The sequence below is a fragment of the Aeromonas aquatilis genome, from assembly GCF_054052405.1.
Genome location: NZ_JBSTYP010000070.1, coordinates 1 through 21,571, shown reverse-complemented (window position 1 = coordinate 21,571; position 21,571 = coordinate 1). Strand labels below are relative to the sequence as shown.

Annotated in this window: 16 protein-coding genes and 1 pseudogene; 14 read left to right on the top strand and 3 right to left on the bottom strand. The window is 60.3% G+C overall.

Features of this window, described 5'->3' with window-relative positions:
* The 6 genes and pseudogenes from ACW5W8_RS20775 to ACW5W8_RS20750 all read left to right on the top strand — a co-directional run.
* Positions 1 to 1,142, top strand: a pseudogene (locus tag ACW5W8_RS20775) (hypothetical protein); the annotation flags it as partial.
* A complete protein-coding gene (locus tag ACW5W8_RS20770) occupies positions 1,139 to 1,363 on the top strand; it encodes a hypothetical protein (protein WP_498630083.1) in 225 nt (74 codons plus the stop codon). The pseudogene ACW5W8_RS20775 and the gene ACW5W8_RS20770, both read left to right, overlap by 4 nt.
* Positions 1,364 to 1,699: 336 nt before the next feature.
* Entirely contained in the window at positions 1,700 to 4,771 is a 3,072-nt protein-coding gene (ydiJ, locus tag ACW5W8_RS20765) for a D-2-hydroxyglutarate dehydrogenase YdiJ (RefSeq protein ID WP_498630082.1), read from the top strand.
* Positions 4,771 to 5,259, top strand: a complete 489-nt coding sequence (locus ACW5W8_RS20760; RefSeq protein ID WP_227096323.1) for a hypothetical protein — start codon at positions 4,771 to 4,773, stop codon at positions 5,257 to 5,259. Before ydiJ ends, ACW5W8_RS20760 begins: the two co-directional genes overlap by 1 nt.
* A gap of 168 nt (positions 5,260 to 5,427) precedes the next feature.
* On the top strand, positions 5,428 to 5,889 hold the full coding sequence (locus ACW5W8_RS20755; RefSeq protein ID WP_447747702.1) for a hotdog fold thioesterase: 462 nt from the start codon (positions 5,428 to 5,430) through the stop codon (positions 5,887 to 5,889).
* A gap of 179 nt (positions 5,890 to 6,068) precedes the next feature.
* On the top strand, positions 6,069 to 7,985 hold the full coding sequence (locus ACW5W8_RS20750; RefSeq protein ID WP_498630079.1) for a DEAD/DEAH box helicase: 1,917 nt from the start codon (positions 6,069 to 6,071) through the stop codon (positions 7,983 to 7,985).
* A 577-nt stretch (positions 7,986 to 8,562) separates the two neighbouring features.
* Here the strand turns inward: ACW5W8_RS20750 and ACW5W8_RS20745 are convergent.
* The 3 genes from ACW5W8_RS20745 to ACW5W8_RS20735 all read right to left on the bottom strand — a co-directional run bounded on the left by ACW5W8_RS20745 (position 8,563) and on the right by ACW5W8_RS20735 (position 11,679).
* A complete protein-coding gene (locus ACW5W8_RS20745) occupies positions 8,563 to 9,885 on the bottom strand; it encodes a Na+/H+ antiporter family protein (protein WP_247822590.1) in 1,323 nt (440 codons plus the stop codon).
* A gap of 273 nt (positions 9,886 to 10,158) precedes the next feature.
* Positions 10,159 to 10,836 (bottom strand): ribonuclease T, encoded by a 678-nt coding sequence (rnt, locus tag ACW5W8_RS20740; RefSeq protein WP_005333780.1) that lies wholly within the window; start codon positions 10,834 to 10,836, stop codon positions 10,159 to 10,161.
* A 99-nt stretch (positions 10,837 to 10,935) separates the two neighbouring features.
* Positions 10,936 to 11,679 (bottom strand): phosphatase PAP2 family protein, encoded by a 744-nt coding sequence (locus ACW5W8_RS20735; RefSeq protein WP_498630076.1) that lies wholly within the window; start codon positions 11,677 to 11,679, stop codon positions 10,936 to 10,938.
* Positions 11,680 to 11,926: 247 nt separating this feature from the next.
* Between ACW5W8_RS20735 and ACW5W8_RS20730 the strand changes: the two genes are divergently transcribed.
* The 8 genes from ACW5W8_RS20730 (at position 11,927) to ACW5W8_RS20695 (ending at position 21,360) form a co-directional block, all read left to right on the top strand.
* On the top strand, positions 11,927 to 13,048 hold the full coding sequence (locus tag ACW5W8_RS20730) for a 4-phosphoerythronate dehydrogenase (RefSeq protein WP_498630075.1): 1,122 nt from the start codon (positions 11,927 to 11,929) through the stop codon (positions 13,046 to 13,048).
* Between the two features lie 193 nt (positions 13,049 to 13,241).
* Entirely contained in the window at positions 13,242 to 14,258 is a 1,017-nt protein-coding gene (locus ACW5W8_RS20725) for an aspartate-semialdehyde dehydrogenase (RefSeq protein WP_421269223.1), read from the top strand.
* 269 nt (positions 14,259 to 14,527) lie between these two features.
* Complete coding sequence (locus tag ACW5W8_RS20720) at positions 14,528 to 16,729, top strand: FimV/HubP family polar landmark protein (RefSeq protein ID WP_498630073.1); 2,202 nt, start codon at positions 14,528 to 14,530, stop codon at positions 16,727 to 16,729.
* Between the two features lie 200 nt (positions 16,730 to 16,929).
* Positions 16,930 to 17,739, top strand: a complete 810-nt coding sequence (gene truA, locus ACW5W8_RS20715; protein ID WP_075113053.1) for a tRNA pseudouridine(38-40) synthase TruA — start codon at positions 16,930 to 16,932, stop codon at positions 17,737 to 17,739.
* A 119-nt stretch (positions 17,740 to 17,858) separates the two neighbouring features.
* Positions 17,859 to 18,722 carry an acetyl-CoA carboxylase, carboxyltransferase subunit beta gene (gene accD, locus ACW5W8_RS20710; RefSeq protein ID WP_005333765.1) on the top strand — a complete coding sequence of 288 codons (864 nt, stop codon included), beginning with the start codon at positions 17,859 to 17,861 and terminating at the stop codon, positions 18,720 to 18,722.
* Between the two features lie 2 nt (positions 18,723 to 18,724).
* Positions 18,725 to 19,984, top strand: a complete 1,260-nt coding sequence (folC, locus tag ACW5W8_RS20705) for a bifunctional tetrahydrofolate synthase/dihydrofolate synthase (protein ID WP_498630070.1) — start codon at positions 18,725 to 18,727, stop codon at positions 19,982 to 19,984.
* Between the two features lie 74 nt (positions 19,985 to 20,058).
* Positions 20,059 to 20,871 (top strand): cell division protein DedD, encoded by an 813-nt coding sequence (gene dedD / locus ACW5W8_RS20700; protein ID WP_498630069.1) that lies wholly within the window; start codon positions 20,059 to 20,061, stop codon positions 20,869 to 20,871.
* A gap of 171 nt (positions 20,872 to 21,042) precedes the next feature.
* Positions 21,043 to 21,360: a heavy metal-binding domain-containing protein gene (locus tag ACW5W8_RS20695; RefSeq protein WP_005333757.1), complete on the top strand. Its 318-nt coding sequence runs from the start codon at positions 21,043 to 21,045 to the stop codon at positions 21,358 to 21,360.
* Positions 21,361 to 21,571 lie beyond the last annotated feature (211 nt).

The following is a 21,571-nucleotide window of genomic DNA, read 5'->3' as shown; positions in this document are numbered from 1 at the left end:
ATGAGGCCATGTTGCCCTCCTGGGGCAAGACGCCACCACCAGAACCACCCAAGCCCCCCATCCGCCCCGATAAGCGGGTGCTGCGGCTGGCGTTCGGGCGCAAGCGTGACACGGCAGAGCTGGAGTTTGTGTGGCAGGGCAGTGATGCGGCAATCGTCATTCCAACCCGGAGGGTTTATCTGGTGAGCAATACAGCAAAGATCGTGCGGGTACGGGATGGGCTCGATATTCCTGCCACTGCGGTGAGTATCGAGCTCGATACAGACTCCTGGGCGTGGCAGTTCAGCGCTCAAATCCCCCGTATCGCGGCGGCGGCCTTGACCGATGAGGAAGAGGTCAGCATCCATATCAATAGTCAGCAATGGGACTGCGTGTGTGATGGCTGGCAATCGAGCCAGAGCTTTGGCCGCGAGTCAGCAACGCTGACGGGACGCTCGCGTACCGCTTATCTCTCACCGACCCATGTATTGGCACAGGCGGTGAGTGAGCGTGCTGCAGCGACCATGGCGCAGCTAGCGGCCGCCGTATTGCCGGTGGGTTGGACGCTGGATTGGCAAGCGGCTGACTGGTTGGTGCCTGCCGGGTTCTTTAGCCTGGACAACCAGACCCCGATCGAGGTGGTCAGGTACCTGGCCGAGGCGGCCGGTGGTTTTGTGTTGCCACACCAGCGCAACCGCCATCTGGTCATCAAGCCGCGTTATCCCACCGTGCCGTGGCAGCTCGATACTGCAGAGGCCGATGTGGCGATCCCCCGCGCCATCATGACCACCCTGGGCAGTGACTTCCAGCCGGGTCATGCCGCCAACGGGATCTGGGTCAGCGGTGGCCACCAGGGCATCAGTGCGCGGGTGGTACGCCAGGGGACGGCTGGCGAGCAACAAGCGCCGACCATTACCCACCCGCTGGTATGTGATGTGACGGCCGCCCGTGCCCAGGGTGTGGTGGGGCTGGCCAAGACCATGCCCAAGCGTACCCAGACCATCGAGCTGCCGTTGTCTGCTGATACCGGCTTGATCCTGCCGGGCGCACTGCTCGCCGTGGATGGTTGGAAGGGTTACAACCGGGGCGTCAGGGTCTCTGCTGCGTTGCAGAACCGGGCCATGACGGTACGCCAGCAACTGAGTGTGGAGCGATTTGTATGAACCTGTTTAAGCGATTCCTGGAGCTGGTGCCCGGCACTGATCCCTTGCTGGTTGGTACCGTGACCGCAGTAGGTACCACGACCATCAATCTCAATACGTTGGCGGGCGGGGTGGTCACAGTTCGGGGCACCGGTGTAGCCATTGGCAAGAAGGCGTTTTACAGGGGAGGGGAGCTGGCAGGAGAGGCACCGGATTTACCAACCTATGAGATAGAGGTTTAATGCCGGTTTAACGGGGTTATCAAACTCAGTGATTCCGGTGCCACCAAGTTTGATAAACTACTGGGCCGGTAGCTTTTCATTTTCCCCGCAAGTCTTTTTCATTTTCGGCGGCGGGCTACATGTTTCTCTGTGGTGACCAGCGTACTGATAACATGGCTGGGGTGAGCCATAAAAGTCCTCCTTTCAAATGGTTAATATTGCTACGCGCAAGCGGTTTTCGAGCTGATATACTGCCCGTTCACATGTGAGCGGACTGGCCTGATTGCCATTGATGGGCGATGGGTCAGTCGTAGTCGCCGGGGTGCCGGCATTAAGCAAATAAGGGAACAAGGATTCATGATCCCGAGACTCGATTACCAGGACAGTTTGTCACCCGCAACCCTGCAGTTTCTTGAGTTGCTAGAGCGCAGCGCATTTCGTGGTGATATCGAAAAGTCTTATGCAAGCCGGTTGGCGATGGCGACGGATAACAGCGTCTATCAGGTAGTACCTCAGGCGGTTCTCTATCCGCGCAGTGCGGACGACATAGCAGCAATGCTCAAGCTGGCCGCAGAGCCGGCGTTCGCCTCCTTGAGTTTTTTCCCTCGCGGTGGCGGTACCGGCACCAATGGTCAGTCATTGGGCGGCGGCATTATCGTTGATCTCTCCCGTTATATGAACCAGATCATGGAAATTAATCTGGAGGAGGGGTGGGTGCGTGCCCAGGCCGGGGTGGTGAAAGACCAGCTCAACGCCTATCTCAAGCCCCACGGCTACTTCTTCTCGCCGGATCTCTCCACCTCCAACCGCGCCACCTTGGGCGGCATGATCAACACCGATGCCTCGGGGCAGGGGTCCCTGGTCTACGGCAAGACCTCGGATCATGTGCTGGGCCTCAAGGCGGTGCTGGAAAATGGCGATCTCATGACCACAGAGCCGCTGACTGGTGAGCGACTGGCCGACAAGCTGGCGCTGGAGAATCGGGAAGGGGAGATCTATCGCACCCTCTATCGTATCGGCAAGGAGCGCCGAGCAGACATCGAGGCGACCTTCCCCAAGCTCAACCGCTTTCTGACCGGCTACGATCTCAAGCATCTCTATCAACCGGATACCGACACGCTGGATGTGAGCCGGGTGCTGTGCGGATCTGAAGGGTCTCTCGGCTTTATCACCGAAGCCCGACTCAACATTACCCCCATCCCGCGCTACCGCACCCTGGTCAACGTCAAGTACGACAGCTTCCCCTCGGCTCTGCGCAACGCCCCCTTTATGGTGCAGGCGCAAGCGCTGTCGGTGGAGACGGTGGATTCCCGGGTGCTCGGGCTGGCCCGCGCCGACATCATCTGGCATTCGGTGAAAGAACTTATTCAGGATGTGCCCGGCAAGGATCTGCAGGGGCTCAACATCGTCGAGTTTGCCGATACCGACGAGGTAGAACACAAGGCCAAGGTGGCGGAGCTCTGCCGTCGTATCGACGCGCAGCTGGCCAAGGGGGAGGCTGGGATTATCGGCTATCAGGTGTGTGACCACCTGCCGAGCATCGAAACCATCTACGCCATGCGCAAGAAGTCGGTGGGGCTGCTGGGCAACGCCGAAGGACGCAAGAAGCCGGTGGCGTTCACTGAAGATACCGCCGTGCCGCCAGAGTCGCTGGCCGATTTCATCATGGAGTTTCGTGCCCTGCTTGATGCCCACGGCCTCGACTACGGCATGTTCGGTCACGTCGATGCCGGTGTGCTGCACGTGCGCCCGGCGCTGGATTTGTGCGATCCCGAGCAGGAGGTGCTGCTGCGCCGCATCTCCGATCAGGTGGTGGCGCTCACCGCCAAATATGGCGGCCTGATGTGGGGCGAACACGGCAAGGGCTTTCGCTCCGAATACAGCCCCGCCTTCTTTGGCGAGCTGTGGGAAGAGCTGCAGCGGGTGAAGGGGGCATTCGACCCAGCTAACCGCATCAACCCGGGCAAGATCTGTATCCCCTACGGTAGCGGCGCCGAGCTGGTGTCGGTGGATGGCCCCAAGCGCGGCAAGTATGACCGCCAGATCCCGCTCGCTGTGCGCACCAGCTACACCCGCGCCATGGATTGTAACGGCAACGGCCTTTGTTTCACCTTCGAGACCGACTCCCCCATGTGCCCCTCGGTCAAGATCAGCCGTGATCGCCGCCACTCCCCCAAGGGGCGGGCGGGCCTGATGCGTGAATGGTTGCGTCAGCTGGCGGAGCAGGGGTTCGATCCGCTGGCGGAAGAGGTGGCACTGCAATCCGGTGGTGTGCGCTTCAAACAGCTGGTGGACAAGGTGCGCAACAGCTGGGCCAAACAGCGCGGCGAGTATGATTTCTCCCACGAGGTGATGGAGGCGATGGCGGGCTGTCTGGCCTGCAAGGCGTGCACCAGTCAGTGCCCGATCAAGGTGGATGTGCCCGATTTTCGCGCCCGCTTTATGCAGCTCTACCACGGCCGCTACCTGCGCGCCCCCAAGGATTACTTCGTCGGCACGGTGGAGAGCTATGCGCCGCTGCTTGCCAAGGCGCCGAAGCTGGTCAACTTCTTCCTCGAAAAAGAGTGGGCCCAGAAGGCGACCGAGAAGAGCATCGGCATGGTCGATGTGCCGCTGCTTTCGGTGCCGACCCTGGCCGAGAGCCTGCACGATAACCGCGCCCGCTATTTTGATCTGCCGGGACTGGAGCGGATGAGTGCCGAGCAGCGCAAGCAGGTAGTGCTCATCGTACAGGATCCCTTCACCAGCTATTACGATGCCCCCGTGGTGCGCGACCTGGTGAAACTCGCCAGCAAGCTCGGGTTCCAGCCCTACCTGCTGCCCTTTAAACCCAATGGTAAACCCCAGCATATCAAGGGGTTCCTGCGCGCCTTTGCCCGCACCGCCGCCAACAGCGCCCAGTTCCTCAACAAGGTAGCGGCGCTTGGCATCCCCATGGTGGGGGTGGATCCGGCCATGGTGCTCTGCTATCGCGACGAGTATGCCAAGGCGCTGGGGTCGGCTCGGGGTGATTTTCAGGTGTTGTTGCCGCAGGAGTGGCTGCTCTCGCTGCCGCCAGATCAACTGCCTGCTAGCGCCAACAAGGCAAAGAGCGAGGAAGGGAGTGAGCCCTGGTATCTCTTTGCCCACTGCACCGAGAAGACCGCCAAGCCCTCCACTCACGGTGACTGGAGCACCCTGTTTGGTCGCTTCGGGGCCAGCTTGCAGCCGGTCTCTGTGGGTTGCTGTGGTATGGCGGGCACCTATGGTCACGACGTCAAACAGGTGGAGAACTCCAAGGGCATCTATGGGTTGAGCTGGGCCGACCCGCTCGCCCGTCTACCCAAAGCGCGCTGTCTGGCAACTGGCTATTCGTGCCGCAGTCAGGTCAAGCGGATGGAGGGGGAAAAGCTCAAACATCCATTGCAAGCCCTGCTGGAGCTGCTCTGATGCTGACGTTTCCCAAGAGGTTTCGGGTGCCGAAGGCCTATCGGCACCCGCGTTTCTTGCTATTACCCGCCACTCCCGCTCAGGCGGTGGTGGAGTTTGTCGCCATGTTGCGTGAGCGCGAGCAACTCCATCAGCTGTTTCGCCCGAACGATATCTGGCCCTCGGCCAACTTCAGCCTGAGCCAGCACGAAGGGGATCTGGAGTGGCAGCAGTCGGAGTTTCTGGCCAAGCGCTCTTTTGCCTATGGCCTCTGGAGCCCGGATCGGGAGCCGCAATTTTGGGGCGGGGTTTATCTCTACCCCTCGGTGCTGCCAGAGGTAGCGGTGGAGCTTTTTTTCTGGAAGGTGGCCGAGGCGCCCATTACGGATGAGGAGTTGGAGATTCAGCTGCGCGACTGGCTCGCCAGGGTGTGGCAGTGGCCAGACCCCCGCTTGCCGGGGCGAGATGTGCCTTGGTCCGAGTGGCCCGGCGTTACCTACCCCTGGTGATATCCCGCTTAAGGGCATGATTGTGTAACACGCAGCTCCGGGTGGGGGCTGCGTTGTTACCACGTCACCCGGTAACCAACAACTCACATAACCGAACCATTTTGTCGATGGAGGGCGTTTCACCCATATCGGTACGCATTCATCGCTTACATAAGGAGTCTGCTCGCAATGAGTCACGATATTGCGCCCATCTGGCGTAAACCCATGAGTCTGGAGGGGCTTAACGCCACCTCCCGCAACACCCTGATGGCCCATCTCGATATCGTCTACACGGCTTTTGGCACCGATTGGCTTGAAGCGACCATGCCGGTGGATCATCGCACTCACCAGCCCCTTGGCATGCTGCATGGCGGCGCATCCGTGGTGCTGGCGGAAACCTTGGGATCGATTGCCGCCAATATGGCGGTCGGGCCAGATAGCTACTGTGTGGGGCTGGAGGTGAATGCCAACCATCTGCGAGCCAAGCGGGAAGGGGTGGTGACCGGGCGTTGCGCGCCGCTCCATCTGGGAGCAACAACCCAGGTGTGGCAGATTGAAATTCGGGACGAACGTGAGCGTTTATTGTGCACCAGCCGACTGACCATGGCGGTGCTCAAACACAAGCGGGGCAAGGACTCCAGCGAGGAGTGATCCGCAATAACGCACTATGAGTGCAAAATAAGCAAGCCATACTCGTCAGATCCCTCTATAATTGCCAACGTCTTGAGAGGCTTATCACATTTTTCAAGACAGCAGAACAAAGTGGCGCTATAATCGCCGCCTTTTGCTATTCCGCGGTGTTAGCCGCCTGCCTTAATCTGGAAGAATCTATGTCTGATACCGAACAACTGCCCCTTTTTAGTGAGCTTGGACTGGCCGCGCCTGTATTGAAAGCGCTGCAGGACGTGGGCTATGAGCGCCCGTCACCGATCCAGGCCGCAGCAATTCCCCACCTGATGGCGGGACACGATCTGCTGGGGCAGGCGCAAACCGGTACAGGGAAGACCGCTGCTTTTGCCTTGCCTCTGTTGTCTCGTCTGGAAGCTGGTAACCGCAACACCCAGATCCTGGTGCTGGCGCCTACCCGCGAACTGGCGCTGCAAGTGGCTGAAGCGTGCCAACGCTACGCCCACCACATGCCTGATTTCCACGTACTGCCCATCTACGGCGGTGCCTCCTACGAAACCCAGACCCGCGCCCTGCGTCGCGGTGCCCAGGTTGTCGTCGGTACTCCGGGCCGTGTGATGGACCTGATCCGTCGCAAGAACCTGGACCTCTCCGGCTTGAAAGCTCTGGTACTGGACGAAGCTGATGAAATGCTGCGTATGGGCTTCATCGACGACGTTGACTGGATCATGGAGCAGTGCCCGAGCACTCGTCAGGTTGCCCTGTTCTCTGCCACCATGCCGGAGCAGATCCGTCGTGTGGCCCAGAAGCACCTGAAGCAGCCCAAAGAGATCAAGATCGCCTCCAAGACTGCTACCGCTACCACTATTCGCCAGCGCTACTGGCAGGTAACCGGTCTGCACAAGCTGGACGCCATGACCCGTCTGCTGGAAGTGGAATCCTACGAAGCCCTGCTGGTGTTCGTACGTACCAAGAACGCCGCTGAAGAGCTGGCTGGCAAGCTGGCCGCCCGTGGTCACGCCTGTGAAGCGCTGCACGGTGACATCCCGCAGAAACTGCGTGAGCGTACCGTCGACAAGCTGCGTCAAGGCCAGCTGGATATCCTGATCGCCACCGACGTTGTCGCCCGTGGTCTGGACGTTGAGCGCATCACTCACGTAGTGAACTACGACATTCCGTACGACACCGAATCTTACGTTCACCGTATCGGTCGTACCGGTCGTGCCGGTCGTAAAGGCGAAGCCATTCTGTTCGTCGCTCCCCGCGAGCGTCGCATGCTGCGCGCCATCGAGCACGCAACTCGCCAGGCTATCGAGCCGATGAAGATGCCGAGCACCGAGGACATCAACCAGCATCGTCTGGCCAAGTTCAAGGAGCGCATCCGCGAAACCATGATGGGTGAAGAGCTCGAGATCTACCACAACCTGGTAAACGAGCTGATCGAAGAAGATTCTGCCGATCCGCTGGAGCTGGCTGCTGCACTGGCCAAACTGGTACAGGGTGACCAACCGCTGCTGCTGGATGACTCCATTCCGGATCCGCTGCTGAACGCTGGCAACGATCGTGGTGGCTTCGAGCGCCGTGACTTCAACGACCGCGGTGGTCGTGACTTCGGCAATCGTGACTTCGGTGACCGTGGCGATCGTCCTGCCCGTCGCATGCCGTCCCTGGAGCCGCGTCCGCTGAAAGACAACCCGGATGTGGAGATGGAGCGCTACCGCGTTGACGTGGGTGCCCATCACGGTGTCAAGCCGGGCCAGATCGTGGGCGCCATCGCCAACGAAGCGAACATCGAGAGCCGCTTCATCGGCAACATCGACATCGCCGATGACTTCTCCACCGTCGATCTGCCGAAAGGCATGACCGCCGATGTACTGGAAGTGATCAAGAAAGCCCGTGTTTGCCAGCGTCCGCTGCAAATCACCCGCTACACCGAAGTGCCGGCCGGTGGCAACACCAGCAGCCGTCCGCCCCGTGGTGATCGTCCGTTCCGTGGTGACCGTCCTTTCAACAAGGATCGCCGTCCCCAGGGTGACCGTCCGTTCAACAAGAGCGGGGAGCGCCGTGAAGGTGGGTTCAACAAAGATCGCAAATTCGGTGGCAAGCGTCGCGAAAGCTGATTGCTGATCCCGTTATGAAGAAGGCCGCTCATTGAGCGGCCTTTTTTTCTGCCTGCGGTTTACCCTGTGTGCTTACTGAACGCCAGATCGGCATAAGCCGTTAAATGGGGGAGCGCATGATGGCCACTATTTGATGACTGGATGTCGGGGAAAGAGAGAACGCCTTTCTACTCGAAAGGCTCGGGTGTCATCCGCCGTTATGCCATAGATCAGGGCATGCAGCTGTTTCTCTGTATTGGCAAGCGTTGAGCGAACCGATAGTGCAATGATAGTGCAGTACATCATTGTGCTATCCACTGGAGCTCGCCAGGGAGAAGAACAATCTTATGATCTCAAGGTCAGGCGTTGTGAAGTGTGCAATTGGGCGGATGGTTGGATGGGGTGTGACAGCATTGCGCCCGCTGACTCCGGCGGTCGCAAGGGGTGGCGACTAGGTGACCGCTCAGAGGCTTTATCTGGCTGGCAGCCATTATTCATGTCGAGCGGGGTAACTGGTTGGCCTTAATGAAGAAGGCGACCATCTGGTCGCCTTCTTGTTGTGCATTGTGACGTGCAGAGTTCGCAGCCTGAAGGGCTATCAGAGCACCATGGCGGCAATCCAGCCGAAGATCACCAGCGGGATGTTGTAGTGAATAAAGGTGGGCACCACGCTGTCCCAGATATGGTCGTGCTGGCCATCGGCGTTAAGGCCGGAGGTGGGGCCCAGAGTAGAGTCGGAGGCCGGTGAACCCGCATCCCCCAGTGCGCCTGCGGTACCGACCAGTGCGATGATCGCCATTGGTGAGAAGCCCAGCTGCAGACAGAGCGGCACATAGATGGTAGCGATGATGGGCACGGTGGAGAAGGAAGAACCGATCCCCATGGTGATGAGCAAACCCACCAGCAGCATCAGGAAGGCGGCAATGCCTTTGTGCTGGCCGATGCCGGAGGCGACTACCTGAACCAGAGAGTCGACCCCGTGAGTCGCCTTCATCACCGCGGCAAAACCGGCGGCGGAGATCATGATGAAGCCGATCAGCGACATCATCCGCACCCCCTGCGTGAAGGCATCCTGGCTTTCGCGAAACTTGATGACGCCGCCGCAGGTGAAGATGACAAAACCGGCCAGTGCACCCAGTACGATGCTGTTGGTCATCAGTTGCAGCCCCAGCGCTACGCCAATGGCCAGCAGGGCCACCCAGATGTGGGTGAGGTTGAGCTCGACCGCTTCGGGCTCGGCATCCAGGATCTTGGCGAGATCGTACTGGCGCGGTTTGCGATAGCTGATGAACACTGCGATCAGCAGGCCCAACAACATACCGGCGACTGGAATGGCCATCGCCAGCGGGATCTGGCTGGTGGTGATGGGCACGCCGTTATCAATCAGGTTCTTGGCCAGAATGTTGTTCAGGAAGATGCCACCAAAGCCGACCGGCAGCACCATATAGGTGGCTGTCAGGCCAAAGGTGATGACACAGGCCACCTGACGACGGTCGATCTGCATCTGCGCCATCACGTGCAGCAGCGGCGGGATCAGGATGGGAATAAAGGCGATGTGGACCGGGATCAGGTTCTGGGAGGAGATCGCCACGGCCAGCACGGAAGAGAGCAGCAGGGTTTTGACCCACATGATGCGGGTCGAGCTGGCATCCTTGCCCAACTGGTTGATCACCTTGCGGGCCAGCAAGTCGGTGATCCCGGAGCGGGAGATGGCAACCGCAAAGGCGCCCAGCATGGCGTAGGAGAGGGCAATCTCGGCGCCACCGCCCAGGCCACCGCTGAAGGTGGTGAGGGTATCGGTCAACGACAGCCCACCGACCAGGCCGCCAGCAATGGCCCCCAGCGCCAGCGAGACCACCACATTGATCCGCAGCAGACTGAGCACCAGCATCAGCCCGACTGCGATAACAACTGGATTCATTTGATTTCCTTATAGTTTGTTATTGCTGTCTGTCATGTGAAGGGGAGTTAGTTTGCGAAAAATGTGACAAATGTCGAGAAAAAAATCAGTCAAACCCCTCATATCGCAGCAGCATATGGCACAAGATTGATCAAAGTGAGGGTTTGTGGCCGGTTTGTCTCCGTGCATCCCGTGCGCAGCGGTGGATAGTGACGTTGATAGCGATTTCCGGTGCGCCGTGCAATCAATCACTTCCCTAAAAAGCGAAGGCTGCCAGTGGCAGCCTTCGTCCGTTTATTCTTGCCCCTCATCGTCGGCAGGAGCATCGGTTGTGTCATCATCCGGATGCGCTGGCGGCCAACCCCCCATACTCTTCCAGCGGTTAACGATATGACAGAACAGCTCTGTGGTGCGTTCGGTGTCATAGAGGGCAGAGTGCGCCTCTTTATTGTCAAACGGGATGCGGGCGCTCTGGCACGCTTTGGCCAGCACGGTCTGACCCAGCGCCAATCCGGAGAGAGCTGCGGTGTCGAAGGTGGCAAACGGGTGGAACGGATTGCGCTTGAGGCCAGCGCGCTCGGCGGCAGCCATCACGAAGCCGTGATCAAAGGTGGCGTTGTGGGCCACTATGATGGCGCGGCCGCAATCCTGCTCCTTCATCCCCTTGCGGATCCCCTTGAAGATCTCGGTCAGCGCCTCTTTTTCCGAGACAGCGCCACGCAAGGGGTTGTAGGGGTCGATGCCGGTGAACTCCAGCGCAGCCTTTTCCAGATTGGCCCCTTCGAAAGGCTCGACATGAAAGTGGAATACCTGATCGGGAACGAGCCAGCCCTGCTCATCCATTTTCAGGGTGTAAGCCGCGATTTCGAGCAGGGCATCGGTCTTGGCGTTGAACCCGGCTGTTTCAACATCGATGACGACGGGGTAAAAACCACGGAAACGGCCCTTGAGGGTATGAACTGCGTCGGTCATGGGATCTCGGTCGGGATAAAATGAGGCGGCATTATGGCAAAAAAGCACAGGCTTGTCCTCCCATCCCACGCAGTCGGCCGCGGCAAGATGGCGCAGGATTCAATATCGGTGTAGCCACCAGCGGGCGGCCATCAGTGCCGTGACAGTGCCAAGCAGGGCACTGGCCAGCACATCCACCGGCCAGTGCATGCCCATCACCATGCGCGACAGGCCAACCCCCAGGGCCCACAGCGGCAGCAGCCAGACGCCGGCGGGGGTACGGGCCAGCCAGATGAGGCCGAAAAACTGGGCCAGGCTGATGGCGGCGATGCTGTGGCCAGAGGGGAAGGCGTAATTCACCTCCTCTTGCCAATGGTGGCCGAGCCACTCGGGCAGGGCCAGCAACTGGCTGGCGGCATGAACCTGTTCGCTGCGTACATCCACGCTACTGGCGTAGAAGCTCTTGATGGCCGGGATCAGCGCCTGACTCTCCAGCCAGAGCAGGTAAGGTCTGGGCTCTTCGGTCAGGTGTTTGATCAGGCTTTTGAGCACCCAGTCGCTGGCGAGCAGGGCTGCCAGCGCGCATCCCAGCGCAATAAAGGGTGCCAGCTCCAGTTTCAGTTTGTAGCGGGTCAGCAGCAGCAAGAGAGCGCCACTGACCCCTATCCCGGGAATATCGACCATGCGGGTCAGGGCGTATGACCCCCATAGCCAGCCAGCGTGCAGGGCGCCGGTCAGAAACGGCTGCCAGGGCAGGATGGCGAGCAGTAACAGGGGCAGGATCAGCAGAGCTGTGAAGCCAAGCACCTGACTGCGGGTGAGTGAGGCGGTTGACGCTGGGAGCGACGGGGCGTGTTGCGGCATGGTGGGTATGGGCGATCGCTAAAAAGAGGGGCATTGTGCCACCGTGACATGCCCGGACAAAGCCGAGCAGTCAGTTTGTTACCTCTGCTTACACATTTGTGGCCAGAACCCCTGTTTGAGCGGGTTGATGGGGTGGCCATTGCGCAATGTGACGCCCTTTCACCGAGTATTGCATCACAGGCTGAAATCTCGGGCGGCTTTGCGCTAGAATGGCGCCCCCGTGGCGGTTGTGACCAAAGAGAGCACGATGAAGATAGTCGTTGATGAGAATATGCCCCATGCCGTGGAGCTGTTTGCCGAATTTGGCGAGGTAGTCGCCTTGCCCGGGCGGCAGATGCAGGCTTGCGATCTGCTGGATGCCGATGTGCTGCTGGTGCGTTCGGTCACCCGTGTCAACGGCGATTTGCTGGCGACCTGCCCCAAACTCGGGTTTGTCGGCACTGCCACCATAGGCACCGACCATGTGGACAAGGCCCTGCTGGCGAGCCGCAATATTCCCTTCTTCAGCGCTCCCGGTTGCAACAAGTATTCGGTGGGGGACTATGTGCTCTCTGCCCTGCTGGTGCTGGCGGAGCGCTATGAACTCGACCTCTCGGCCATGTCCTTGGCGGTGATTGGCGCCGGCAATACTGGCGAATGCGTGGCGACCAAAGCCCACGAGCTCGGTATGCGGGTGCTGCGCTGCGATCCGCCCAAGGCGCGGGATAATCCCGCTGGCGGCTTTGTCGATTATCAGACCGCCCTTGGCGCCGATATCGTCAGCTTCCACGTGCCCATTACCCGTGAAGGGGTGGATGCCACCTACCATCTGCTGGATGCCGAACAGATTGCCGTGCGTCCTGCCGGGCAGATCCTCATTAACGCCTCACGCGGCGAGGTGTGGGATAACCGGGCCCTGCTGGCACGCCAGCTGAGCGATGAGCCATTGCGACTGGTGATGGATGTGTGGGAGAACGAGCCCGAGCCACTGGCAGCGCTGGTGCCCCATACCGAGATTGCCACCCCCCATATCGCCGGTTACAGCCTGGAGGGGAAGGCGCGCGGCACCTGGATGCTCTATCAGGCGCTCTGCCAGCAGTTGGGGCGCAAGCCGCGTCAGGATCTGGGTCAGCTCCTGCCTGCCCCTGATGTGCAGGCGGTGGAGCCGGGCCGCGCGCCGGATCAGGCGCTAATCAAGCAACTGGTGCATCTGGTCTATGACGTGCGCCGCGATGATGCCCGTTTCCGGGCCCGACTCGGCCTGCTTGGCAGCTTTGACGAGCAGCGCAAACATTATCCCGAGCGCCGTGAACTATCCTCCCTGCAGATCGAGGGAGCCTTTGCCTGCCAGATGTTGGGCGCGTTGGGATTTGCGCTGTCACGCCCCTGAATCGGGGGCAAATTGTTGGAAGATAATCGGAAGGGGTGAGCCGTACTGGCTACCTCGACCCCCTTTTTTACTGAGCTGGCGCAGATACTACTGCGTCGGCTCAGCCATATCAGGCAGCGTCATCTCGCAGTAAGGGAGCCTGCCGACCATGGCGCCAGCCGGTGCCATTGCAGCATTATCAGAGGAGAACAGAATGAGCCAGCAGTTTAACGTAGCGGTATTGGGTGCCAGCGGCGCCGTGGGTCAGGCGATGATCGAGATCCTGGAAGAGCGCGAATTCCCGGTGGCGACCCTCTATCCGCTGGCTTCCAGTCGCAGCGCCGGTGATACCGTGCGCTTTGGCGGCAAGAACCTCGAGATCCTCGATGTGGAGGAGTTTGACTGGAGTCAGGTGCAGATCGCGCTGTTCTCCGCCGGTGCCGAGGTCTCTGCCAAGTGGGCGCCGATTGCTGCCGAGCACGGCTGCATCGTCATCGACAATACCTCCTGCTTCCGTTACGACGAAGATATCCCGCTGGTGATCCCGGAAGTGAACCCGGACGCGCTGGCCGATTTTCGCAATCGCAACATCATCGCCAACCCCAACTGCTCCACCATCCAGATGCTGGTGGCTCTGAAGCCGTTGCACGATGAAGTGGGGATCGCCCGTATCAACGTGGCGACCTACCAGTCCGTCTCAGGCTCGGGCAAAGAGGGGGTCAGCGAGCTGGCGGGTCAGACCGCTCATCTGCTCAACGGTCGCCCGGTGGAACCGACCCTCTATCCGCAACAGATCGCCTTTAACCTGATCCCGCAGATCGACAGCTTCACTGACAACGGCTACACCCGTGAAGAGATGAAGATGGTGTGGGAAACCCAGAAGATCCTGGGGGATGCCACCATTGCCGTGAATCCCACTTGCGTGCGAGTACCGGTATTCTACGGCCACGCCGAGGCGGTACACGTCGAACTGCACCAGCCGCTCGATGCCGAACAGGTCAAGGAACTGCTGCGCAATGCGCCGGGCGTGACCCTGTTTGATGACGAAGGGGATTATCCGACTCCGGTGCGCGATGCAACCGGCAAGGATGAGGTGCTGGTCGGTCGGGTGCGCCAGGATATTTCTCACCCGAGTGGTATCAATATGTGGATCGTGGCCGATAACGTTCGTAAGGGCGCGGCAACCAATAGTGTACAGATTGCCGAGCTGCTGGTTCGCGACTATTTGTAAGACTGGACGATGTCACAGATGCGCAGCAGGGAGTGCTGCGCATCCGGCATAGGTCACACCGGGGTGTGACCCATGCCGCACTCCGCCACTTCAAGATTCTGTTGCGATATCAACTGATTAAGTTTTTTCCTACACTCAGGGTCAAGTTGGGTGCTAAATGTGTCGGACTGCTGGCTTGCCAGGCGAGCCTGATTTATATTGAACCGACTGTTTTGGGGTAACTATCCAGATTTTTCAATGTGATAGGGCCGTCATACGAAGGAACGAATATGGGACATTCCCGCATAACATTGGCAACGCTACTCGCATTGGGTCTGCTGGGCACCGTCCAGGCTGAAGACTCGGCGCGGGAGCCTTTTTTTGTCGAGCTAAAAGGCCCTGACGAACCCGCATCTCCCGCCGTCAATTCCCAGCCGCTGGCGCAGCCGGTCGCCAGACCCGTCGCGCAACCGGTGCGCGCAACCGCCCAGCCGGTGGTGCGTCAGGTCACTGCCAATGCCGGTAGCTATGGCCCTGTTCGTCCGACGGATACCCTCTGGAGCCTGGCGAGCAAATATCGCCCCTCCAATCGGGTCAGCGTCTACCAGACCATGGTGGCGATTTACGAGAAAAACCCCCGCAGTTTTGCCGATGGCAATATCAACCACATTTTGGTGGGGTCCCGCATTTTGCTGCCGACCGCGGCCGAGGCGAGCGTCATCACTGATGCTCAGGCCCGCGCCAAGTTCCGCAGCGACAACGCCAGCTGGAAGGGGTTAAGCCCCAAATATCTGGCTGACAAGCAGGCCCATACCGCCAAGCCGGCTGCCGCCAAACCCGCGAAGGTTGAAGCCGTCAAGACCGAGCCGGTGAAGGCTGCGCCTGCGCCGCTGCCAGTGGCGAAAGCCGCCCCCATTCCAGCCCCGGTGGTGGCACCGCAACCGGCTGCTGAAGCCAAAGAAGTGGCCAAGGTGAGCGAACTTGCGCCGAAAGAGGCGGTAGCACCTGCTCCGAGCGCAGCAGAAGGCACCACACCGGCGCCTTTGCCTTCCGATCTGGATAAACCGGTGGGCAAACCGGCCACCGAGATGGCGCTGGCACTGGAAGATGCCAACGCCCAGCTCGGCCAGGTGACCGAGATGAACCACAGGCTCAAGCTGCGCCTGCAATCGCTGACTGAAGAGGTGGAGACCCTCAAGGCCCAGCTGCAGGATCAGACTGCGCTGCAAAAAGAGATTGCCGAGCTCAAAGCCCAGCCGGTTCCGCCGGTGGTGGCTGCACCCGAGCCCAAGCAAAATTGGCTGATGGATCTGCTCGCCTCACCGCTCAACCTTGCCATGATCATCTTGCTGCCGGTGCTGCTGGTGCTGGCACTGGTGACCCTGTGGCTGCGCTCTCGTGCCCGTCGCGAGTTGGAGGAGCAGGAGAAGAGCCTCTCCGAATCCACCGCTATGATGATGGATCAGGAGCAGAGCGAGTTTGATGATCTGCTCAGTGTCGACGTGACCGATAGCGAGCCGGTGCGCCCAGCGCCGGATCTCAACACCCCTGATGGCTTTATGCCGGTTGAACCGGACAAGCCGGAAATGGATCTGGTGTTCAGTGACAGTGGCGAGATGGAGCTGCAGAGCTTCGAGCCGCAGCGGATGGCGGCACCGTCAGCCAGTCGTGACCCGGATCTGGTGCCGGATCTCGATCTTTCGCTGGATGAGCCCATCGCGCTGGCCAACGAGCCAGCCATGGATCTGGCCAGCGAGTTCAAGCCCAAGCCCAAGGCCGCGGATGAGGTCATGAGCGAAGAGGAGTTGCAGGCCGCCCTGTTTGCCGAGCTGGATGCGGATCTCTCTGCCGACCTCGAGCCCGATTTGAACACCATTGACGAAGTCGGTGCCGCTGACGACGACCTGGCCAGCTTTGATCTCGGCGATTTCGAAAATGCCTTCGACGAGCCCGCCGTTGGCAAAGATGACAACGCCATTGATCTCAGTGCCGCAGAGGACGCCGACGAGAGTGCGGATGCCATGCTTGCCGAGTTGGGTCTTGAGCCGGCCAAGGCGAAGACGGCGAAGGAAGCCGAGCTGGATCTGGAGTGGGATCCCAACGAGCTGGCGCTCTCCGATTTTGAAGATGCGTTCGCCGAGGTGGAGTCTCATCCGGCCGATGTACAGCCGCGGGAACAAGCGCAGGAGAGCGGCTACGTCGAGATCGACAAGCTGCTGGCCGAGGCCGATGCCAGCACCACTGAGCAGGAGCCTTATCAGGGCTTCTCGCTGGATGTGGGGCTGGATGGCTTCCCCGAGGTGCTGCCGGAATCCACCGGATTTGACGTGGATGCCGACGACGGCGGTGTGGGTGCCAAACTGGATCTGGCCCGTGCCTACCTCGAGATTGATGACAAGGATAGCGCCCGCGAGCTGCTGCAAGAGGCAGCGGAGCAGGGCAGCGATCACCAGCGTGCCGAAGCCGAGAAGTTGCTCAAGCGGTTGGGCTAAAGCATTTCCCATCACGGGATCAGCAAAACGGGGGCAGCCAGCAGGCTGCCCTCTTCTTTTGGCGAGTTGCGATAGGATGAGGGTGGCCAAGCAGGCTGACCATCCAGGCCAATTGCGCGTGTGGTGGGACTTTTCGGGCTGAGCGCGTATAATCCGCCCCGTTTCTTTCACTGCGTTTTCACAACAAGACAAGTTTATCCATGCGAATTGCCCTAGGTATTGAATATGACGGCAGCCGGTATTTCGGCTGGCAGCGTCAGCGTGAAGTGATCAGCGTGCAGGCTGAACTGGAGACGGCTCTGAGCCGGATTGCCAACCACCCTGTCTCCATCCAGTGTGCCGGACGCACCGATGCCGGTGTCCATGCGACCGGCCAGGTGATCCACTTCGATACCGAGGCGAACCGCGCCGAGGGGGCCTGGACCCTGGGGCTCAATTCCAACCTGCCGCCGGATATCGCCGTACGCTGGGTCAAGCAGGTGGATGAGAGCTTCCACGCCCGCTTCAGCGCCACCGCCCGTCGCTACCGTTATGTTATCTACAACCATAACTACCGTCCGGCGATCCTCGGTAGTGGCGTCAGCCACTATCACGAGACCATCGATGCCGAGTTGATGCACCAGGCGGGCCAGAGCCTGCTGGGGGAGCATGACTTCAGCACCTTCCGCGCCGTAGCCTGCCAATCCAATACCCCGTGGCGCAATGTGACCCACCTCTGCGTTAGCCGCTCCGGCCCCTACATCGTGCTCGACATCAAGGCCAACGCCTTCCTGCACCACATGGTGCGCAACATCACCGGCTCCCTGCTGCTGGTAGGGCAGGGGCTTAAACCGGTGGAGTGGATTGCCGAGGTGCTGGCCGCCCGGGATCGCAATCTGGCCGGGCCGACCGCCAAGGCCGGTGGCCTCTATCTGGTCGATGTCGATTACCCGGCCGAGTTTGCTCTGCCGCAGTTGCCACTTGGCCCGCTGTGGCTGCCGGACTCGGCACCGGGTACGACCAGTTTTTAGTAACTGCGCCCGAAAAATTGTGGTTTAATGACCCGTCATTTGTTGCCATCGAGCTAGTAAGTCATTGAACAATCTAGGCTCGATGCGTTTTGTCAGGCACAAAAGCATTAAGGAATTCCATGAGCTGGCTTGAGAAGATTCTTCCCAAGAGCAAGATCACTGCGCCCCGTCGTCACAACATTCCGGAAGGGGTGTGGACCAAGTGCAGTGCTTGTGAACAGGTGCTCTACCGGGCAGAGTTGGAGCGCAACCTCGAAGTGTGCCCCAAGTGTGATCATCATATGCGTATCAGCGCCCGCGCCCGTCTCGAGAGTTTCCTCGATGAGCAGGGTCGTACCGAGATCGGTGCCGAGCTGGAGCCGCAGGATGTACTGAAATTCAAGGATTCCAAGCGCTACAAGGATCGTTTGTCTGCCGCTCAGAAAGAGACGGCGGAGAAAGATGCGCTGGTGGTGATGAAAGGGACCCTCAAAGGGGTACCGGTTGTCGCCTGTTCGTTCGAATTCTCCTTCATGGGTGGCTCCATGGCCTCCGTGGTCGGTGCCCGCTTCGTGCGTGCCGTCGAGGAGTGCATCAAGGAAGGCCGTGGCCTGGTCTGCTTCTCCGCCTCTGGTGGTGCTCGCATGCAGGAAGCCCTCTTCTCCCTGATGCAGATGGCCAAGACCAGTGCTGCGCTGGACCGACTCACCAAGGCGGGCCTGCCCTATATCTCCGTGCTGACCGACCCCACCATGGGTGGCGTCTCTGCCAGTCTGGCGATGCTGGGTGACATCAACGTGGGCGAGCCCAAGGCGCTGATCGGCTTTGCCGGCCCGCGCGTCATCGAGCAGACCGTGCGCGAGAAGCTGCCGGAAGGCTTCCAGCGCTCCGAGTTCCTGCTGGAAAAGGGTGCCATCGATATCATCATCGATCGCCGCGAAATGCGTAACCGTCTGGCCAGCCTGCTCGCCAAAATGCTGAATACTCACGTCATCGAAGAGTGAAGATGAGTTCAAACATGCAACAATCCCAAGGCCGGTCGCTTGTCGACTGGCTTTCTTATTTGGAGCAGATCCATCCGGTCAATATCGACATGGGGCTGGATCGGGTCGGTGCTGTCGCCCGGCGCATGGGGCTTACCCAGCTGCCGTTCAAGGTGATCACGGTGGCGGGCACCAACGGCAAGGGCTCCAGCTGCGCCATGGCGGCCAGCATTCTGATGGTCGCAGGCTACAAGGTCGGCGTCTACTCCTCTCCCCATCTGCTGCGCTTTACCGAGCGGGTGCGGGTCAACGGACAAGAGCTGGCCGATAGCGATCACTGCGCCGCCTTTGCCGAGGTGGAAGCTGCTCGTGGCGAGATTGCCCTTACTTTCTTCGAATTCGCCACCCTGGCCGGTTTGTGGCTCTTCTGCCGCGCCGCACCGGATGTGCTGCTGCTGGAAGTGGGGCTGGGCGGCCGTCTCGACGCCACCAATGTGGTGGAGTCTGATGTGGCGATGATCACCTCCATTGCCCTCGATCATTGCGACTGGTTGGGTGATACCCGCGAAGCGGTGGCGGTGGAGAAAGCCGGCGTGTATCGCGCCGGCAAACCCGCCATCAGTGGTGAGCCCAATCCACCAGCGACTATCGCGGGCGAAGCGGCGCGTCTTGGTGCCAACCTGCGTCAGGTCGGTATCGATTTTCGTGGCGATGAGCACGAGAGCGGTTGGGATTATCACGGCCTCAACCAGTGGCGGGATCTGCCAAAACCGGCGTTGCCGCTGATGAATGCGGTGACTGTACTGGCGGCGCTGGAATCCCTCGGCTTGCCGCTGGCGGAGTCCGCCATTCGTGACGGGCTTGCCAATGCCCGGCTGGCTGGTCGGATGCAGCAGTTGCAAAGTGCACCGCTGGTGATCGTCGATGTGGCCCACAACCCCCATTCGGCGGCCTATCTGGCCGCGCAACTGCGCAAGATGCCCTGCACGGGTGTGCGCCGCGCCGTGGTCGGCATGCTCAAAGACAAGGACATGGCGGGCTCCCTTGCCGAACTCGATGGCCTGATTGGCGAGTGGTATCTGGCCAGTCTCACCGGCCCGCGCGCCGCCACTGCCACGCAGCTGGCTGCCGCGCTGGGGGAGGGCAAGGGGCCAGCCAGGGAGTTTGATGAGGTCAGCGCCGCTTATCAGGCAGCGTTGGCCGCATCGAGTCCGGACGATATGGTCATTGTGTTTGGTTCGTTTTACACTGTCGCCGACATTCTGGCGGGTGTCGCCGTCTAGGTCACACCCCGGCTCCCCGGCCCCTCGCCGGGGAGCCAAATCGCATATTGAGTTACGTAAAGGTAGGATTCAATTTGGCCTCGAAGTTTCAAAACCGTCTGGTGGGCACCGTCATCCTGGTGGCCCTGGTTGTTATTTTCCTGCCGGACTTGCTGGATGGTCACAAGCTGGCGCAAAAGGAGGAGGCTTTTGCCAAGATCCCGCTGCGCCCCGAGCTGGAGCCTGCCAAGCCTGCGCTGCAGGTCTCGGCAGCCAGCAGCCTGCCCGCCGATCATCTGGCCAGCCAGCAACAGGCCTCTGCGGCCCAGCAGTGGCAAGTGGAAGAGGTGGCTGATCCCATGACCCTTGCCGGTCAGGGCAACGGCGCGCAGCCGGCGACAACCCCTGCCGCACCGGCTGTACAAACTGCGCCGGTCCAGTCGCAACCGAATGCCCAACCCAAGCCACAACCCAAGCCGGAAGTTGTGGCCAAAAAACCGGTCGAACCGCCCAAGCCAGCACCCAAGCCGACACCAGCCAAACCGGTCGAGGTCGCCAAGGCACCCGCGCCAGCCAAACCGCAGGCAGGTCAGATCAAGTCCCTCGACGATCTGATTGAAAGCAAGATGACCCAGCCGACCACACCCGCGCCCGCTGCCGCGCCGGCGCAGGGTAGCTGGATCCTCCAGCTTGGCGCCTTCAAGAACGTCGACAGCGTCAACGCGCTGGTGAGCAAGCTGCGGGCGGCGGGCTACTCTGCCCACACTTCGCCGCGCACACCGGTGCAGGGTCAGCTCAACCGGGTCTTTATCGGGCCGGATGTCTCCAAGGCCAAGCTGCAGGGGATGCAGGGGCGGATCTCCCAGATGACTGGCCTCAGTGGCTCGGTGGTCTCATACAACCCGTAAGGTCTGGCCGTTGGCCATGACGTTCCGACAGCAACACCGCGCCCCGTGCGCGGTGTTTTTTTATCTGGCCGTCGTGATTTTTAAGGTCGGAGTCGTGCAGGCCACCACCCGGTTGGGATTTGCGGGCCATTGGGGTAGTCTGGTGCCTTCTGCTACTCACAGGAGTTCAAGATGATCCTCTCGACTACCCCCACGCTGGAAGGCAAAACCATTCGTGAATACCGCGGCATCGTGGTGGGCGAAGCCATCCTTGGCGCCAACATTTTCAAGGATCTCTTCGCCGGGATCCGCGACATCATCGGCGGCCGCTCTGGCGCCTATGAAAAAGAGCTGGCCCGTGCCCGCGAGATCGCCTTCGATGAGCTGAAAGAGCGTGCCGCCGCCCTTGGCGCCAATGCGGTGGTCGGCATCGATATCGACTACGAGGTGGTGGGGCAAAATGGCAGCATGCTGATGGTCAGCATCAGCGGCACCGCCGTGGTGGTTTGAGATAGCAAGCTTTACCCCGTGCGCTGAACCCGCGTGTTGAACTGGCAAGCCGATAACCGGGTTATCGGCTTTTTTTGTGCGCGACGCTTGAGAAGAGAGCAGCCAGATAGGGGGATAATGAAGGCTATGTCCCAATTACGTGTTGAAAGGCTAAGCTTGAAGTAGGCCATCACCTTGAGGTCTACCATCATGGATACCCCAGCCTTTCAAC

Bases quoted from the DNA above. Each gene is read 5' to 3' on its own strand.
- ACW5W8_RS20745 (WP_247822590.1), bottom strand. From the start codon at position 9,885: ATGAATCCAGTTGTTATCGCAGTCGGGCTGATGCTGGTGCTCAGTCTG.
- ydiJ (WP_498630082.1), top strand. From the start codon at position 1,700: ATGATCCCGAGACTCGATTACCAGGACAGTTTGTCACCCGCAACCCTG.
- ACW5W8_RS20755 (WP_447747702.1), top strand. From the start codon at position 5,428: ATGAGTCACGATATTGCGCCCATCTGGCGTAAACCCATGAGTCTGGAG.
- ACW5W8_RS20720 (WP_498630073.1), top strand. From the start codon at position 14,528: ATGGGACATTCCCGCATAACATTGGCAACGCTACTCGCATTGGGTCTG.
- folC (WP_498630070.1), top strand. From the start codon at position 18,725: ATGAGTTCAAACATGCAACAATCCCAAGGCCGGTCGCTTGTCGACTGG.
- ACW5W8_RS20730 (WP_498630075.1), top strand. From the start codon at position 11,927: ATGAAGATAGTCGTTGATGAGAATATGCCCCATGCCGTGGAGCTGTTT.
- rnt (WP_005333780.1), bottom strand. From the start codon at position 10,836: ATGACCGACGCAGTTCATACCCTCAAGGGCCGTTTCCGTGGTTTTTAC.
- accD (WP_005333765.1), top strand. From the start codon at position 17,859: ATGAGCTGGCTTGAGAAGATTCTTCCCAAGAGCAAGATCACTGCGCCC.
- ACW5W8_RS20695 (WP_005333757.1), top strand. From the start codon at position 21,043: ATGATCCTCTCGACTACCCCCACGCTGGAAGGCAAAACCATTCGTGAA.
- ACW5W8_RS20750 (WP_498630079.1), top strand. From the start codon at position 6,069: ATGTCTGATACCGAACAACTGCCCCTTTTTAGTGAGCTTGGACTGGCC.
- ACW5W8_RS20770 (WP_498630083.1), top strand. From the start codon at position 1,139: ATGAACCTGTTTAAGCGATTCCTGGAGCTGGTGCCCGGCACTGATCCC.
- ACW5W8_RS20725 (WP_421269223.1), top strand. From the start codon at position 13,242: ATGAGCCAGCAGTTTAACGTAGCGGTATTGGGTGCCAGCGGCGCCGTG.
- truA (WP_075113053.1), top strand. From the start codon at position 16,930: ATGCGAATTGCCCTAGGTATTGAATATGACGGCAGCCGGTATTTCGGC.
- ACW5W8_RS20735 (WP_498630076.1), bottom strand. From the start codon at position 11,679: ATGCCGCAACACGCCCCGTCGCTCCCAGCGTCAACCGCCTCACTCACC.
- ACW5W8_RS20760 (WP_227096323.1), top strand. From the start codon at position 4,771: ATGCTGACGTTTCCCAAGAGGTTTCGGGTGCCGAAGGCCTATCGGCAC.